Origin of the sequence: Pseudoalteromonas rubra (assembly GCF_005887115.1) — a bacterium.
GTDB lineage: Bacteria > Pseudomonadota > Gammaproteobacteria > Enterobacterales > Alteromonadaceae > Pseudoalteromonas > Pseudoalteromonas rubra_F.
Genome location: NZ_PNCJ01000015.1, coordinates 128,766 through 144,859 on the forward strand (window position 1 = coordinate 128,766; position 16,094 = coordinate 144,859).

The following is a 16,094-nucleotide window of genomic DNA, read 5'->3' on the forward strand; positions in this document are numbered from 1 at the left end:
GAATGAGATGAAATATCTGATAAGTATCTTGTTGCTCAGTGTCTTATTCAACTTAAGCGCGGCTAAAGCGCATGTATTAGAGAGTAATAAAGCCAGGCTGACCCTGCGTGACGGTCAGGCCGAGCTGCGTTTACAGGTCAATATGCAGCACTGGCAGCACACGCTGCAAAACCCGCAAGCCTGGTTGTTAGGAGACACCACCACGGTTATGCCTCACAACCAGAACCCTCAGGAGGTGCATAGCTTTATTACTCACCTGCTTGAAACCATGACAAAACTGCACCTCAATAACACCATGGTTGCCTTGCAGCTGAAAAGCTTGCACACTTCGAAGCATCATCCTGAACAGGCCGAGTTACTCCTGCTCGGAGAACACACTCACGCAGGGCAAGCGATCGAACAGGTTAGTCTGACGTTACCGCCGTCACTGGGGGCCGTGCACCTCAGTGTGACGCGGCCACAATATCGTATGCTGAGCGCAGGAAAAACGGCGCATATCTCTTTCAAATAGAGAAATATGGGCAGTGCGACCGGTACACTCTCTTTTTCATGGCAACGAGCACAGGAGTCACATTTGAATCTATTTGCCAAACTGTTTCTGGCCATTGTGCTCACCAATACGGCAATCATTGCGATCCAGCTTGGCCTCACTGCTGGCAGCCTGACCAATGATTTTGCGACCTTAGTACAGCACAGTGAGCAAAGCCATGTGGAACAAACCCGTGCGCGCTTGCTGGCTTTTTATCAAAGGGAAGGAAGCTGGCAAAAGTTACGACACAACCGGCTGCTATGGCAGCAGTTGATGCAACCACAACCTGGCCAACACAGCCGTCCTGTCCGCCGGGATAGCGCGTTTAACTCGCAGCAGCACAGCGAACGTCGTTACTTTGATACAGGCAAACGGATCAGCCTGTACGACAGCAACAAACAGCGCATTGAAGGTAAGCCCAGATTACAAAGTAATCGTTATCAGCAAGCCCTGGAGCTTGACGGTGAACTCATTGGCTGGCTTGGCTGGGATCCCGCGCGAGTGCGCGACCCTGGCGAAACAAGACAAACCAGCAATGACGCCTTTATCAGCCAGCAACTGACCAATTACCTGTGGATCGCACTGTCAGCCTTGTTGTTAGCATTACTGATGGCCTGGGTGATATCCAAACTGCTGAGCAAACCCATTGGCAGACTAATGCAGTGCACGGACAAACTCATGCAAGGGGATTACAGCAGCCGTGTTGGCCACAGTGGGCGTGATGAACTTGGTGTTCTGGCCGGGCGCGTTGACCAACTGGCACAAATCCTGGAAGACAACGCAAAAAATCGCCGGCAATGGATGTCGGACACCTCCCATGAACTGCGGACACCGCTGACCGTACTCAAGACCCAGCTTACTGCCATTGAAGATGGCGTATTTACCATGGATGCCAGTAAAACAGCCTTACTGCTCAGCGAAGTCGACAACCTCAGTCGACTGGTGGACGACCTGTATCAACTGACCAGTGCCGATGTAGGTAACTACCGTTATACCATGACTGAAGTCGACCCTTTGCCACTACTTATGCAGCTTATTCAGGGGTTTGAAAGTAAATTTTCCGAGCGTTCAATCGCTTTGGATTTAACTTCACTGACTCATGCCCAGACCCTGACGCCACGATGTATTGTTGCCGATAGTGCGCGCCTGCATCAACTATTCAGCAACCTGATTGAGAACGCCAGGCGTTACACTGACGAAGGTGGTCAGCTCAGGGTTGTCATTGCCCACGAGACCAGGCGAATGATTATTCGTATCGAAGATTCTGCGCCGGGTGTCTCTGAAGACGAAAAAGCCCGGTTATTTGAACGCTTTTACAGAGTCGAGCCTTCCAGAAGTCGCAGTTATGGCGGTAGCGGACTGGGGCTTTCCCTGTGCAAAACCATAGTCGAGGCCCATCAGGGCACCATCACGTTGACAGATTCCTCACTCGGTGGATTGTGTGTCACTGTCTGTCTCCCATATCGCCAACAAGAGAACGCAAAATGACCAAGCAACAACTACTTATTGTCGAGGATGAGGCCAATATTGCAGAAGTGCTCATTGCTTATGCCCGGGCAGCGGGATATAGCACCACACATATGGTGCGTGGTGATGAGGTGGTTGATTACCTGCAAAACAACCGGGTCGATTTAATCCTCTTAGACCTCATGCTACCGGGTGAAGATGGGCTCAGTATCTGTCGACGGATCCGCCAATTCAGCGATGTGCCCATGATCATGATCACGGCCAAAAAAGATGAAATAGACCGCCTGCTTGGACTCGAACTCGGTGCCGACGACTACATTTGCAAGCCTTTTAGTCCTCGCGAGGTGATGGCCAGAGTTAAAACCGTTCTGCGTCGCTTTACGCCCAGTCATAGCGACGAACTGAAAGTCGGTGGTTTTATTGTCAACCCTTCACAGTTTACCGCCAGCTATCAGACACAGCCACTGGACCTCACGCCCAGTGAATTTAAATTGCTGACCATATTGCTTAGTCACCCACAGCAAGTCTTTTCGCGCACTCAGCTCATTGAGCAGATTTACCCCGATAGCGAGGACATTGTGGATCGCAACATTGATACCCATGTAAAAAACATACGAAAGAAGCTCAGCCTTATCGCGCCTGAAAAAAGTCTCATTGAATCGGTGTATGGCGTGGGCTACAAATACGCCACAGAGCACTAACTGGCTTTTGGCCAGTCACAGGTTTTGGCCGCTTTGTACCAGCTGCGTTCAAATTGTCTGACTATCACAGGTTTTGGTAGCAGAACATCAACGCCCAGCGGTTTTGCAAGGTGCTGAAATACCAGCCTTCGAATATTATCATCCTGCAGCTGCGCATATGCCAGTTTGAGACTGGCTTTGGTCTGTTGACTCACGGAATAACCCTCCAGTTGCATAAAGCGAGCATTGACCCACAGTAACATTGCTTGTTTGGTCTCATTGGGGAAAGATTCGGTCAGCCTGGACGTAGGTCCGTACAAGCGCTGATAGTTCAATAATTGTTCCTGAATAATAAAAGCAAACAGTAAATTGACGCCCGCGGAGATCTGCCCGGAGCGCTTATCTATCTCCTGATAACTGGCCAGTGCTTTTCGAAACTGGCGCTCTGCCTCAGCCACGTTTCCGAGTTCCAGTGCAATAATCCCCAAATTATTGGCGATGATGCCATTTTTAGAGGTGATACCCGCCTTATCGGCAATGCTGTTTGCTCTTCCATACAGACGCTGAGCTTTCTCATAATCACCCAGTTGTCGTGACACCAGCGCCAGACTGTTTGTCAGGATCAGCCTTTGTTGGTCTGATTGCGCATGTTTGTAGGCACACTCCAGGCTCAGTCTGGCATCATTCAGATAATCATGACGGCGTAACCAGATCCCCAGCGCACTCATGGCGGTAGGCAGCTTTTCGATAAAGTAAGGGTGGGTGTGATGCGTAAAAATGGCCTCCAGCGAATATTCCATCATTTTCATTTGATGGGTGGGTACGGCAGCTCGTAAACGGATCAAGTGCCAACGTAAAAACAAAGAAGTAGGTAGGCCTTCTACTTCGTCAATCTGCGCCAACAATGAAAGTGTCGTGGCGGGGTCAACAGTGAGGTAATCTTCGGCTTCTTGCAGTTTGTCTATGATCTGTGATGGTGTCGCAGCCCATATAGTCAGCGGTATCAGCATCATCCACAGCCCTATAATTGCTTTCAACATCATTAGATCCGCGATTACTTACCCTTTGAAACTATAGATTGCACGGCAAAATTGTTCAAAGTCACTCACTGGTGTTCGAAGTAAATACGATACGTGGTCGACCAAATGGGGTAATCTACTTCCATCAAATAGCAGCGATAGTTAGCAGGGTCCAGTTCGGCATAACGGAACAAATAATCAAGCTTTTTCTGTTGCGTCGTGTCGCCATGCAACGCCTGAGCGCCAGCAGCCAAATCAATTAAACGCAGTTCCGGAAATTCAGGTAATCGCTCTGTCCACATATCTTCTACACTGAGCTTTCCTTCCTCAACTTTCTGATTGCCGTGATAACAACCGACATTGACACAGCTGTGACGGTCTAACTGCTTTTCGATCAATACCAGTAACCGCAATTTTTTGGCCGGGTTCTTAATTGAAATACTGGTAGAGCTGCATTTGCTGGCGTGGCTTAAAGGGTCAACTAATTCATCCGGATTATTGAAAATAAACGTTGCATCAAAGCGTTCATAACCTGGAATAGGGTCAAATACTAACCCGCTATTTCCGGGGGAGTAACTGGCAAACGCAGTCAGTAAGCCCGGGGTCGATAACTCTTGTGCGATGCCAATGCTAAATCGCTTGGAATCGAGCCTGCTATGCGCATCAATGTCCAGCGGCGCTATGAAATCATCGCTGTGAGGATGAGTGTAGAACTGCACAAATGGCGCTGCGCCGATTTCTCGCGTCACTTGCGATTTGCTGATCATGGCCACTTCTTGTAAAAACCCTTCCCGACCTCGTCCACGGGTTAACACATAAGCGCAAAAAATTTCATCCATACTCATGCCCAGCAAAGACTTAGCTGCATAGTAGAGTTGGGCACGCTTATCCTGACCTGACATATTGTCATCGGGTGTTTTCACTTTATTCTCTTCATCACCCGCCAGTAAGCGTTTTAACTCGGCATGACTTCTGGCGTATTGGGGCATGGTAGCAGCAAAACGTTGGCTGACCTGACACCACTGCGCCACCAGGTTATCCGGAATGTGGTCTTGCAGCTGATTGCCCAGTGCGTTCAAAGCCTGTAGCCCGGGTAAATGGTAAAGGACTTGTTCACCAGACTTGGCTTTGTTGGCATTAAATAATCGCTGGCTGGTTGAACGGTGACACCCTATGTGGCGGGCAAAACCGCCAATGGTCTGTGCCTGTGGAGGTAATGCCCGCATGATAGCGGTGAGCACTTTTTTAACGCGCTCACCCAATCTGCGTAGTTCACTGTGTGCCTGGTTACTCAGTCCCATGGTCTTCTAACTTTACGTCTCATAGTTGATAGATTACCTAGGACTGAGCAAAAAAGCGACTAGTTACAGTTGCCTACAGACTTCCATGGGCCCCAAGGACCTGACTGAGCCGGATCCTCACCCTGCACCCACCATTGCGCTTCGTACACTACACCACTTTTGGCAACCCGGTCGCCGGTATTGTATATCGTGCTCGCATTCCAGGCAGGCAGACCCTGACAGTTATCATCCCCACCAATAACCACTTCTTTAGCCAGGGTGCTGCTTTGGCCCTGATCATCAGTTACCGTCAGACGAATGGTGTAGCGCCCTGCTGCGCCATAAGTATGAGTCACAGAAGGCTGTGAAGCACTCTGACCATCCCCAAATTGCCACTGGCTTGACACTATCTGGCCGTTATCTGTACTGGTATTAGTCAGGGTGACAGTCAGGCCTGACTGAGCCACAGTAAAGCCAGCCACAGGAGCAGGGTCGCCTGAGCCGTTGCAGTTATCTAACTTCTTCCAGACATTAGGATACAAGTCTGGCTGTGCACCCGCAGACCACCAAATAGCCTCGTAGATACTGCCCTGATAAGATACCTTGTCGCCTAACGCGTATGACACTGCACGGTTCCAGGCTTCAACATCACATACCGGTGGCTCACCAACAGAGACTACCTTCGATACGCTGGCTGTCTGCTGTGCGGTATCTGTCACTGTTAGAGTGACGTTGTAATCGCCATCAGTCGCATAGGTATGACTTGGGTTCGCAGCGCTGGATCGGTTACCGTCACCGAAGTTCCAGTCATATGCTGTGATCCCTTTATCATCGGTTGCGCGGTTGGCAAAGCTAACCGTCATGCCTGATACCGATGAACTGAAATCAGCAACTGGTTTAGCATCTGTTGGATTATCCGGTGTAAGACCTGTCTTTTGCTCGATCCAGTTGAGATAACTGGTCGTTCTGGTGAACGCAGTCGCACCTGAACAGGCAATGCCCCAACTGACGGTACCGATACTGTAGAAATCATTCCCGACGCGCACAGCATAAGGGCCACCGCTGTCGCCGTTACACGCTGAACGACCGCCCTCGCCTCCGCCACAAATGACTGAGCCCGGGATATTAAAGTTCAGCTGGCTACTACAACTGGCATTTGAAATCACTGGCAGCTGCGCTTCGCGAAGTACATCGCTGGGACGGCCGCGGTTGGAGGTCAGCCCCCAACCAGAAACCGTTGGATAATCACCAATACCGGCATACTGATCGGCAATGGACTGAGTGGGTAGCTTTGCAGGGGTATACTTGCTTGCCGCCGGACTAGCCAAGCGTAATACGGCAATATCATAGCCTGAACGGATCCCGTTCGCACCGCGCCAATTTTCATGCATGATAATCTGAGATACCCTCAGTGTATCACCATCCCCACGACTGATTGAATGGGCACCAACACGTACCGTCAGGCTAGCCGTAGAAGCATTATCTAAACAGTGTGCAGCAGTAAGTACCCAGTTTTCACTCAGCAAGGTACCACCACAGCCCTGGCGTCCATTCATCAACAAAGCAACCTGATATGGTCTTGAATAAGCTGGGGTTTCAATTCCTCCAACGACAGATGGAGTAATATCAGGCAGGCCTGACTGTTGCGTATTTGCAGAGACATAGCCCGCTGACAGTGACATGACTGCTGCGGCCAAAATTGTAATTTTCATGTTGTATCCTTGTAAGGTTATTGCTCAAAAAGCAATCTAGAAATAATCTGAGATACACATAAAAATCAATAATCATGGTGAAAAAAACAACTGGCACGACCAGTGGAAAATTTAGTTACTCGCTGATCATTAGTTTGTATTTTAAACACTTAAATGTAACAAGAATTTTACAGTGTTACGTAGAATTGATTGCACAATAATTTCTTCGAAATGACAGTTAAAGAATTTGGAACGTTTTAATTTACAAGCACTTAAACCGCCCTTAACTGAAAGAAAAACCTCTCAGAAATAGCTAAGCAAACCAAGAGCTGCAATCTTTGGCGGGCAGACGTGAGTCAAAGAGGAGGCATAATAATGCCATATTTGTGGTAAATCTGAGTTATCTCACCTTGTTCCAGCATATGTCTTAATGCCTGATCGACTTCTCGTTTTAGTTCTGCTCTTTTGGGCTGAATGCGCATAGATACAGGTAACTTACTTATTTCATAGACTTCCCTAAAACCACTATAAGCAGGATAGTTTGCGATGTAGTAAGCGGCAGTAACATCGCCGATCATGATGTAATCAAGGCGGGTGTGTGCCAACTGAACTAACAATTCTCTTTCCGAGATATTGTCATATACCGCTATTTTTCCGGGGCCAAAATGCCGCTCAAATGATCCATAGCGATAGCCACGCACGCGCCCCATAACCTTGCCATAAAATGACTCGGGTTGTCGTGTAGGGTTCGCCTCTTTCCGGCCTAATACAACTTCTCGGGAGAAGGCATAATCAATACTGTAAATACCAGGCACTCTCGAACTTTGACGCCAGCTAGGATTCACACCAGGCTCAATATCAATTTCACCAGACTCAAATGATTTATGTCCCCGGGCAACGGATAGCAGAACAAACTCAAACTCATGGCCGGTTAATTCGCCGATTCGATCAAAAATATCCTTGAAGATCCCGGCCTGCTCTCCCTGTTCGAGATAATTATAAGGTGGATTGGCACCATGATAGACCAGAACAGAGAAACGCTCGGCCTGAACACTTGCCGACAATAAGGCCAACACCAGTAGCAAATAGTGCACCGCGTTTTGGGTTACTGCACGCATTGGAACGTGCTCAAGCGAAGCAAACCCGAAGGTTTCGAAATATAAGCATGACAATAGGCACTTAATTTTGCACAAGACAGATCTTAAGCTTAGTTAAGCAACGCGCTTAGGCAAAATTTTATAAATAAAATGTAATACAAACATTGGGTATTGAGGTTATCTGCATAAGGCGAACCAAGTTTAAATATGAAAATATTCATTAGACAAACCCACACCATAAGTAAGTACATACATACAAAACATAAAAATCAACAATCGAGGTTAATTTGAATGATTTTTGCACTAAAATAAAATTAAATAAATAAAACTTTCTTTAATTCGTCTATTTATAGAAACATAAGTTTCATGATAATGTACCAACATTGGTCCTAAGAAAGACACAGGGGCAGATACCCCATTGGTTTTCTTCAGCTGTGGTAGGGCAAGGTAAAAACAGATGTCTGCCTGACTACAGTGACTTGTATCAGGCTGTTTCATTGTGCGTGTGAGCGAATAACGCACAAGAAACGGGTTGATTTATATCTATCAAAAAGGAAATTTAACCATGAAAAACGCGTTACTTGTTACATTACTCTCACTTGCAAGCACTACAGCAATTGCCGCGGTCGCACCAGCGGAGCACGCGCCTGTCAGAGCGGGATATGCCAGTGTCAACGAGGTCATTGAATATGGCCGACAGTATCAGGAGATTAAAGCTCAGCTACTGGAATCAGGATACCGTCTGCAAGGGTGTAATCAGCATGTGATCAACTACTTTGTGCAACCCGCTTCGCCTGTTTACTTCTATGCACAAGCTGAATGTACTTACTCTCGCTCCGTTGGCGGAGATTACTCACTGGAAACAGATTATGCCATGGTCAAGATTGACGTGGACTACCATCAGTTCAACCAGCTGTTCCACGAAGGCGCAGTCAACGTGAACTATGTAACGGTTTACTAAGCTAAACCGATACCAATTTGGAGTAAATTAACTTCGCCGAAAATTCGGCATCGCGCTTTGCTCTGAAGACTCAACGGGCTGCTTTTCAACACGAAAAGCGGCCTTCGCATTCAACCCTGGATGTGTCCATTAAATTCGTTTAATTAACGTCCCTGCCACGCCAAACTTAAAGAAATCCCGATAATTGCGCCAAGCGGTTTCTCAGGGGGAGAGCATGCTCTGATACGCTCTTTAAGAGTAAACGAATAGCGCAGCTCAATATGTATCAGTACCGCTACAAAAGCCAGACAATCTGATACCCAGTAACCCCATCTAACCAGTTACAGTTCTATTGAAGCATATCAATGGGATACAATTATGAAAAAACACCTTATTGCACTGGCCTTGTCACAGTTTATGTGTACTTCGGCACTGGCCTCACCCACTATGTGGCACACTCTGGATCAGCAGCGGACAAAGACACAAAGCGCCCAGCGTCACTATCAGTTGGATCATCATGCACTTTCATCGCAGCTTGAAAAGCTGACTCAAGCGCAGACTATTGAGCTGATGCTCCCCTTACCTAACGGTGAACTGGTTGAGTTTATTGTGAGACCAAGTCAGGTTATGGCACCGGAGCTGGCTGGTAAGTATCCGGGGATTAAAACTTTCCGTGGACATGAGAAAGGCAATCCTGCTCATTCTGGTCGTTTCGATTTCGGACCACACGGCTTCTATGGTGTCTTTAACCATCAGGGGCAGCAGGTGTATCTGGACCCGCAACCCCAATCGGGCGAACACCATTACCGCAGCTATCATGACAACAGCCAGGCTCTGAGTAAAAAAGCGTTCAAACAGCACGCCCCCAGAAAACACAAGAGTGACTTGCATCAGCGCAATCTGCTCGAACAAGCCGCCCTGAACAACACACCACAAGCCATACCAAACACACAGATCACTTACCGCATAGCCGTTGCTACCACTGGCGAATACGCTCGCTTTCATGGCGGCACTAAAGAAAAAACACTAGCCGCCGTGGTCACTATGCTCAATCGAATCAATGATGTTTATGAACGTGACCTGGCCATTAAGTTTGAGCTGGTTGCCGACAATGACAAGTTACTTTTTCTCGACCCCGATACAGACCCATTCGCTAACACTGATGAAGACATCGACAAGATCAGTGAACAAATTAATACCCGAATTGGTGCCGATAACTATGACATAGGCCATCTGGTGGGGACTGGTGGTGGCGGTCTTGCTGGGTTCGAAGTGGTCTGTACTGAACTGAAGGCCGAGGGGATAACGGGTAGCGAAACGCCAACCAACGATGCCTTTCATATAGATTATGTTGCCCACGAGATAGGCCATCAGCTGGGGGCAGATCATACCTTTAATGGCGAAGCCGGCGCGTGCGGCGGTAACCGGGCTGAAAACAGTGCCTATGAACCGGGCAGTGGCTCTACCATCATGGGCTATACCGGCATTTGTGACGAGCAGGATCTCCAGCCCAATTCAGACCCTTATTTTCATATTCATTCTTTGGATCAGATGAATCGTTACGCCAGAATGTCATCAGGCAAAAACTGTGGTGTGCATACGGAGCGCGGCAATTCACGCCCCGAAGTGAACGCAGGTGCCAACTACACCATTCCGGCCCGTACACCCTTTACCCTCACCGGCAGCGCAACAAGCAACACACAGGACACACTCAGCTACAGCTGGCAACAGTTTAACCTGGGCGGAGCGTCAGCCAGTAAAGCAGATGACAGCATTGATGATGGTAAGCGTCCTCTGTTCAGAGCCTTTAATCCGCACAGTGCGCCACAACGGACACTACCAAAAATGGCAGACGTATTGTCTGGCCAGCCCAGCTTTGGTGAAGCCTATGCAACCACAACCCGTAAACTCGACTTTAGGCTGGTTGTCAGAGATGGTCAGGGAGGGGTCAGTGATGATGCAATGCAAGTCTCTGTGGTTGGCAATGAACAAGGTTTTGCCGTCACCTTACCTGACAGCTCAAGCCAGTGGCGCGGTAATACGCAACTGGTAAAGTGGCACACAGCAGGCACTGAGCGTGCGCCCGTTTCCTGTGAAAATGTCGATATATTGCTTTCCAAAGACGGCGGTAAGACATTTGACATTGAACTGGCCAAACGTATTCCCAACTCTGGCCAGTCAGAGGTAAAGCTTAGCAACATCAGCACTGAGCAGGCGCGAATTCAGGTAAAATGCCACGACAACATCTTTTTTGCGGTCAACTCAGGCAACTTTAGCGTCAATGCTGACGCATCTGGTGATGTTGCACCGGTGATAACCGGACACAAGCCCCTAAGCCTCACAGAAGATAGCAGCATACAAGTAAAACCCGACGACCTGATATTAGCCCAGGCTATGAAAATAGATACCCTCACCCTGTCTGGCGGGCAAAACTATCAGATAACGGGTACTACCATTACACCGGCGAGCAACTTTCATGGCGAACTAAACGTGCCAGTGAAAGTCTCTAGTGGTTCGTTGACCAGTGCCTCGTTTACACTCACGGTCACGGTAACACCTGTCAACGATGCACCTGAAGCGCAAAACGATACCTATACCCTTGACTTTGAATCTAAGAATAATTCGCTGGCTGTACTGGACAATGACCAGGATACAGACGGTGATGTACTGAAGATCAGCAACGTCGACTATCGGGGTAAAGGTCAGGTGACTATCAGTGGCAGTGCTTTGGTCTATACCCCGGCAGCAGGGTTTTCAGGCACCGAGACCTTTCGATACGATATTGAGGATGGACAAGGTGGCAGCGATTTTGCGACCGTTACGGTGACAGTAAAAGACAACCCCAATCCGGACAACGGCGGGGGTGACAAAGACGATGACGATTCAGGCTCATTCGGCCCCTGGGCGATGCTAAGTGCCCTGTTATTATTCGGCAGAAGACGCCGCCGTTAATCGAAGAAATGGCCAGCAGCATAAAAATGCGCTGGCCATGATTCATATAAGACAGCCCTGCTTAGGACAGTCTTTCCAGTGCACGCGTTAGATATTGCCCGGACTGTACATCCGCCTTAACTCGCTGCACATTTTGCTTCATCTGGTCAATTTGCTCCGGTGTCAGCTCTGCAAGACGGGTTTTAATGTCACGCAGTGAGCTTACTTTGAAGCCTATGCCTTGCTCTTCGACAAAATCGGCCATAGCCGCTTTATCCCAGATGATGATCGGCATTTCACACAGCAAATACAGCGACAGTTTATGCGGGTTATTGTACTTAAGGTACTGACCCGTGACACCATCACAGGTATCCAGTGTGTTACCATACCAAACCAGACCAAAGTCTCCATCAATATGATCGATCACTTTATCTGATGGGAAACACCCCTTGTAGTCCAGCATGGTATTGTTGATGTTTTTAACTTTCTTCTCATCATAACCAACACCATACAGATCGAATTTAAAGTTACCACGCTCCAGGGCATCCAGCTCATAAACAAACGGCCCCATATTACCGGCAAAGACCACACGAATTTTGTCATAGTCCGTAGGTGTGCGCTGCGCATCCGGATTATCCGTGTGCAGATAATCAAATGCTTCAATATTGGTGATCTCACTCTGAATATTCTGCTCTTCAAACCAGGCGCGCATCTTGTCGTTGTGCACAATCAGCTGATCCGACTTATTGAGCATATTGATCTCTTTTTCAGAGTGACCATATTTGCCTTTGAGGCTGCGCACATCGTGTACCAGCGTCAACACTTTGCTATTTTTAAGTTTGGCGCCCCACAAACAATAGCCATAGAACTTGTTAAACGGATACTGAAGGCACACGGTACTGCCCGACTTCAGTCTCAACAAGGCCCAGCTGACACCCAGCGCACTGATCAAGGTACCCAGCACCGAGTTTGAAATCCAGGTTTGTTTGAAGCCTATGTTTTTCCAGCCATTGTTTTCCAGGATGGTTTCGCAATCCATCTTGGCTTTACCCGCTGCATCAAACTTGGAACGATAGTTTCTTGCGATATAAACTTTACGACTCATGATGTTATGCCAATTCCTTACTGGTTAGCGCGAGTGCCGCCTCAATGGTGTCATCCATATCATAATATTTGTAGTCCGCCAGACGGCCGCCGAAAATAAACTTGTCTGCATACGGCGCTGTCTTTGCCAGTTCCTGATAACGAGCTAACAGGGCATTGTTAGTTTCGTCGTTGATTGGGTAGTAAGGCTCATTGTCTTTACTGAACTCATGCGGGTATTCTTTGGTGACCACGGTTTTTTCCTGAGTACCAAATTCAAAGTGCTTGTGCTCCAGGATACGTGTGTAAGGTACGTCGCGCTCAGTGTAGTTGACTACGGCATTACCCTGGTAGTTTTCTTCGTCCAGCACTTCTGTTTCGAAATGCAAACTACGATATTCCAGCTTGCCAAACTGACACTCAAAGAACTCATCAATTTTACCTGTGTACAATACTTTATCTGCCATTTGGTTGTATTTCTCGGCATCTTCAAAGTAATTGACACCCGTTTTAACTTCTACCCCGTCAAGCAGCGCATCAGTCAGAGCATTGTAGCCCCCAATCGGGATCCCCTGATAGCGGTCGTTGAAATAGTTGTTGTCGAAAGTGAATCTAAAAGGAAGTCGCTTAATAATAAAAGCAGGTATCTCCGTTGCCGGGCGGCCCCATTGCTTTTCTGTATAGCCTTTAATCAGCTTTTCATAGAGGTCACGACCGCCTAAAAATAACGCCTGCTCTTCCAGGTTTTTAGGCGACAAATCGGCATACGGCGCACGCTCTTGAGCAATTTTGTCTTTTGCCTGCTGTGGTGTGGTCACCCCCCACAACTGGTAAAACGTATTCATATTAAAAGGCAGGTTATAGAGCTTATCTTCGTGTCTTGCGACAGGCGAGTTGACGTAATGGTTAAACGACACAAAACGATTGACATAATCCCATACCTGCTGATTACTGGTATGAAAGATATGCGCACCATACTTATGTACATTGATCCCTTCTACCTGTTCGCAGTAGATGTTTCCGCCAGTGTGATCACGCTTATCAATCACCAGAACTTTCTTACCCTGATCAGTTGCTTCTCTTGCAAATACAGCACCAAACAGGCCTGCACCAACAATCAGGTAGTCATATTGAGCTTCATTCATTTAAATTTGCCTTTTTGAATCGGTCTTGGCTCTATCGTAAGCGCAAAACTATATCAGAAAAAGTGAAGAAATGATTAAGCGAGACAGAGGAAATTCGAAAATACGTGCCGATATAAGCACAATGTGGCAACTTTCAATCTGCCTTTACTTTCATCAGCATAAACAAATCACCATTTGTGACTACCTGTCACTGTAACGGCACCGAAAACCCGAGCGCTCGGGCCAGTATCAGTCCAAACCTTAAGCAGGAAAAGCGGCTTTGTTTCAGGTCGATGGTACTTGCCTGCGAAAGCACCACCAATCCAAGCCCGCTGCTCCTAAAATGCCCACCGAGTAACACACCAGGTCACTGAGTTTAAAGCCAAAACCCAGCACCAGAGCACCAAGTCGGGTATGGCGGATATCATTGAGCCACTGCGCCTGATATAGCTGCGATAATTCAATGGAAAAAGAAAATGCCAAAGCCAGGCAGGTAATGACCCGAGTGCGCGCCGCGGGCTGAACACAGCAGAATAACCAGAACACCATCATGGCCCACAATATATCTCCTGCATAAAGTGCAAGCAGGCTGGGCAACTCAACAAATGAAGCACGAGAAAGAAGCCCCAGAAGAATCGTCATCAAGACAAGGCTGATATATAGCGCAATATTGCGCTTGATAATGACCCGGTTCATTGTCTGCTTCATTCGATTTTTGTATATCCGTACCACCCCATTGCCTTTTTGTTTTAATTCTCTATGCCAAGAGGATACAAGATTATAGCCATACCCTATAGAGGTCCATCAATTAATATCAAAACATCGCCTTGCTGATTCTGCCACGGGACCAATGCCCAGATTGCCGGTAGCGCTGCATATTGGTGGCCGGATAACACACATCTATCTAATTGCAATACTTAACGATCAAACCTAGACCAAAGTCTAATCTCAGTGCGCTCAATCTCAGTTATGTTGGATAAGGTCCGCTGGCGATTTAATACCTGCATCTATTCTGATACGCAGCAGATCCCGGCAGACCCAACACATGTAAAGGAGCATTATTATGAGTTATCAACATTTGATCGCAATTTCACTCACAGCCGGGTTGGCATTCAGCCAGGCGCATGCAGCAAGCTGCCAGGGCGTTAATACCTATCCAGACTGGACGCAAACAGACTGGCAAGGCAACCCCAGCCATGCCAATACCAATGACAAAATGCAACATCAGAACAAACTCTATCGTGCAAACTGGTGGACCCGCTCGGAGCCGGGCACCAGCTCAGCCTGGCAATACCTGGGTCGCTGCGATTCGGGTAATCGCATTACGCCCGTTGAACGATATGGCAAGCTGAGTGTCTGCGGGACCGGCCTGTGTAGTGAACAGCAAGAAAAGATCCAGCTGCGTGGCATGAGCAGCCATGGTCTGCAATGGTATGGGCTTAATAAGTGCCTGACCGATGCCTCCCTGGATGTACTGGCACAAGACTGGCAGGCAGATATCGTGCGTCTCAGCTTGTACGTACAAGAAGGCGGCTATGAAACTGACCCGGTTGGATTCACTCAGCAAATGAATACCCTGATTGATATGGCCAGCCAGCGCGGCTTATATGTACTGGTTGACTGGCACCAACTCAACCCGGGCGACCCTAACTATAACCTGGCGCTGGCCAAACAGTTCTTCACCGACATCGTCAGTGCCAACAAAAACCGGAATAATGTGATTTACGATATCGCCAATGAGCCCAATGACGTCAGCTGGCCTGAGGTTCGCCATTACAGTGAGCAAATAATCCCGGTGATCCGAGCCATTCAGCCCGATGCACTGATCCTGATAGGGACACATGGTTGGTCAACCTTTGGCGCTTCAACGGGAGGGAGCGTACAGGATGTAATTAATGATCCAGTACCTTTTGACAACATCATGTACACTTTCCACTTTTACGCGGCATCGCATAAAGACTACCACCGCTCCGTGTTAGATCAGGCATCAGATGTATTACCTGTTTTTGTCAGTGAGTGGGGCACACAAAACTACGATGGTGACGGCCCGAACGACCCAGTCAGCTCACAAAAGTACATAGACCTGATGAAACGCAAAAAGATCAGCTGGACCAACTGGAACTATTCCGATGATTTTCGCAGTGGCGCAGTTTGGCAAAAAGGAACCTGTAACACTCAGAACTTTGTCGACAGCCAGCTCAAAGAAGCAGGCACCTGGGTCAAGGGCTGGATAGAAGAAGGAAGATAGCAATA

Annotated in this window: 13 protein-coding genes; 6 read left to right on the forward strand and 7 right to left on the reverse strand. The window is 48.0% G+C overall.

What is annotated here, in order from left to right:
- Positions 1–7: 7 nt before the first annotated feature.
- The 3 genes from CWB98_RS11305 to CWB98_RS11315 all read left to right on the forward strand — a co-directional run bounded on the left by CWB98_RS11305 (position 8) and on the right by CWB98_RS11315 (position 2,697).
- Complete coding sequence (locus tag CWB98_RS11305; protein ID WP_138544975.1) at positions 8–511, forward strand: hypothetical protein; 504 nt, start codon at positions 8–10, stop codon at positions 509–511.
- Positions 512–574: 63 nt separating this feature from the next.
- Entirely contained in the window at positions 575–2,017 is a 1,443-nt protein-coding gene (locus CWB98_RS11310; protein WP_171045631.1) for an ATP-binding protein, read from the forward strand.
- Positions 2,014–2,697 (forward strand): response regulator, encoded by a 684-nt coding sequence (locus CWB98_RS11315; RefSeq protein ID WP_138544977.1) that lies wholly within the window; start codon positions 2,014–2,016, stop codon positions 2,695–2,697. Before CWB98_RS11310 ends, CWB98_RS11315 begins: the two co-directional genes overlap by 4 nt.
- Here CWB98_RS11315 and CWB98_RS11320 read toward each other — a convergent pair.
- The 4 genes from CWB98_RS11320 to CWB98_RS11335 all read right to left on the reverse strand — a co-directional run bounded on the left by CWB98_RS11320 (position 2,694) and on the right by CWB98_RS11335 (position 7,784).
- The gene (locus tag CWB98_RS11320; RefSeq protein WP_138544978.1) at positions 2,694–3,716 is read right to left on the reverse strand and encodes a tetratricopeptide repeat protein; all 1,023 of its coding nucleotides are present in this window, start codon (positions 3,714–3,716) and stop codon (positions 2,694–2,696) included. The two genes, CWB98_RS11315 and CWB98_RS11320, sit on opposite strands and share 4 nt — an antisense overlap.
- A 65-nt stretch (positions 3,717–3,781) precedes the next feature.
- Positions 3,782–4,996, reverse strand: coding sequence for a hypothetical protein (locus CWB98_RS11325; RefSeq protein WP_138544979.1), 1,215 nt, complete (start codon positions 4,994–4,996; stop codon positions 3,782–3,784).
- 59 nt (positions 4,997–5,055) lie between these two features.
- A complete protein-coding gene (locus CWB98_RS11330; protein ID WP_138544980.1) occupies positions 5,056–6,687 on the reverse strand; it encodes a trypsin-like serine protease in 1,632 nt (543 codons plus the stop codon).
- A gap of 335 nt (positions 6,688–7,022) precedes the next feature.
- Entirely contained in the window at positions 7,023–7,784 is a 762-nt protein-coding gene (locus CWB98_RS11335) for a substrate-binding periplasmic protein (protein ID WP_138544981.1), read from the reverse strand.
- A gap of 544 nt (positions 7,785–8,328) precedes the next feature.
- On the opposite strand from CWB98_RS11335, the gene CWB98_RS11340 reads away from it, so the two are divergent.
- Both CWB98_RS11340 and CWB98_RS11345 read left to right on the forward strand, forming a co-directional pair.
- Positions 8,329–8,724, forward strand: coding sequence for a hypothetical protein (locus CWB98_RS11340; protein WP_138544982.1), 396 nt, complete (start codon positions 8,329–8,331; stop codon positions 8,722–8,724).
- Between the two features lie 357 nt (positions 8,725–9,081).
- The gene (locus CWB98_RS11345; RefSeq protein ID WP_138544983.1) at positions 9,082–11,655 is read left to right on the forward strand and encodes a reprolysin-like metallopeptidase; all 2,574 of its coding nucleotides are present in this window, start codon (positions 9,082–9,084) and stop codon (positions 11,653–11,655) included.
- Positions 11,656–11,716: 61 nt separating this feature from the next.
- Here the strand turns inward: CWB98_RS11345 and CWB98_RS11350 are convergent, their stop codons facing one another.
- The 3 genes from CWB98_RS11350 to CWB98_RS11360 form a co-directional block, all read right to left on the reverse strand.
- Positions 11,717–12,739 carry a beta-1,6-galactofuranosyltransferase gene (locus CWB98_RS11350; RefSeq protein ID WP_138544984.1) on the reverse strand — a complete coding sequence of 341 codons (1,023 nt, stop codon included), beginning with the start codon at positions 12,737–12,739 and terminating at the stop codon, positions 11,717–11,719.
- A 4-nt stretch (positions 12,740–12,743) separates the two neighbouring features.
- Entirely contained in the window at positions 12,744–13,862 is a 1,119-nt protein-coding gene (gene glf / locus CWB98_RS11355) for a UDP-galactopyranose mutase (protein ID WP_138544985.1), read from the reverse strand.
- 264 nt (positions 13,863–14,126) lie between these two features.
- Positions 14,127–14,537, reverse strand: coding sequence for a DUF2809 domain-containing protein (locus tag CWB98_RS11360; protein ID WP_138544986.1), 411 nt, complete (start codon positions 14,535–14,537; stop codon positions 14,127–14,129).
- 367 nt (positions 14,538–14,904) lie between these two features.
- Between CWB98_RS11360 and CWB98_RS11365 the strand changes: the two genes are divergently transcribed.
- Positions 14,905–16,089: a cellulase family glycosylhydrolase gene (locus tag CWB98_RS11365; RefSeq protein WP_138544987.1), complete on the forward strand. Its 1,185-nt coding sequence runs from the start codon at positions 14,905–14,907 to the stop codon at positions 16,087–16,089.
- Positions 16,090–16,094 lie beyond the last annotated feature (5 nt).

Bases quoted from the DNA above. Each gene is read 5' to 3' on its own strand.
- CWB98_RS11305 (WP_138544975.1), top strand. From the start codon at position 8: ATGAAATATCTGATAAGTATCTTGTTGCTCAGTGTCTTATTCAACTTA.
- CWB98_RS11315 (WP_138544977.1), top strand. From the start codon at position 2,014: ATGACCAAGCAACAACTACTTATTGTCGAGGATGAGGCCAATATTGCA.
- CWB98_RS11320 (WP_138544978.1), bottom strand. From the start codon at position 3,716: ATGTTGAAAGCAATTATAGGGCTGTGGATGATGCTGATACCGCTGACT.
- CWB98_RS11325 (WP_138544979.1), bottom strand. From the start codon at position 4,996: ATGGGACTGAGTAACCAGGCACACAGTGAACTACGCAGATTGGGTGAG.
- CWB98_RS11330 (WP_138544980.1), bottom strand. From the start codon at position 6,687: ATGAAAATTACAATTTTGGCCGCAGCAGTCATGTCACTGTCAGCGGGC.
- CWB98_RS11335 (WP_138544981.1), bottom strand. From the start codon at position 7,784: ATGCGTGCAGTAACCCAAAACGCGGTGCACTATTTGCTACTGGTGTTG.
- CWB98_RS11340 (WP_138544982.1), top strand. From the start codon at position 8,329: ATGAAAAACGCGTTACTTGTTACATTACTCTCACTTGCAAGCACTACA.
- CWB98_RS11345 (WP_138544983.1), top strand. From the start codon at position 9,082: ATGAAAAAACACCTTATTGCACTGGCCTTGTCACAGTTTATGTGTACT.
- CWB98_RS11350 (WP_138544984.1), bottom strand. From the start codon at position 12,739: ATGAGTCGTAAAGTTTATATCGCAAGAAACTATCGTTCCAAGTTTGAT.
- glf (WP_138544985.1), bottom strand. From the start codon at position 13,862: ATGAATGAAGCTCAATATGACTACCTGATTGTTGGTGCAGGCCTGTTT.
- CWB98_RS11360 (WP_138544986.1), bottom strand. From the start codon at position 14,537: ATGAACCGGGTCATTATCAAGCGCAATATTGCGCTATATATCAGCCTT.
- CWB98_RS11365 (WP_138544987.1), top strand. From the start codon at position 14,905: ATGAGTTATCAACATTTGATCGCAATTTCACTCACAGCCGGGTTGGCA.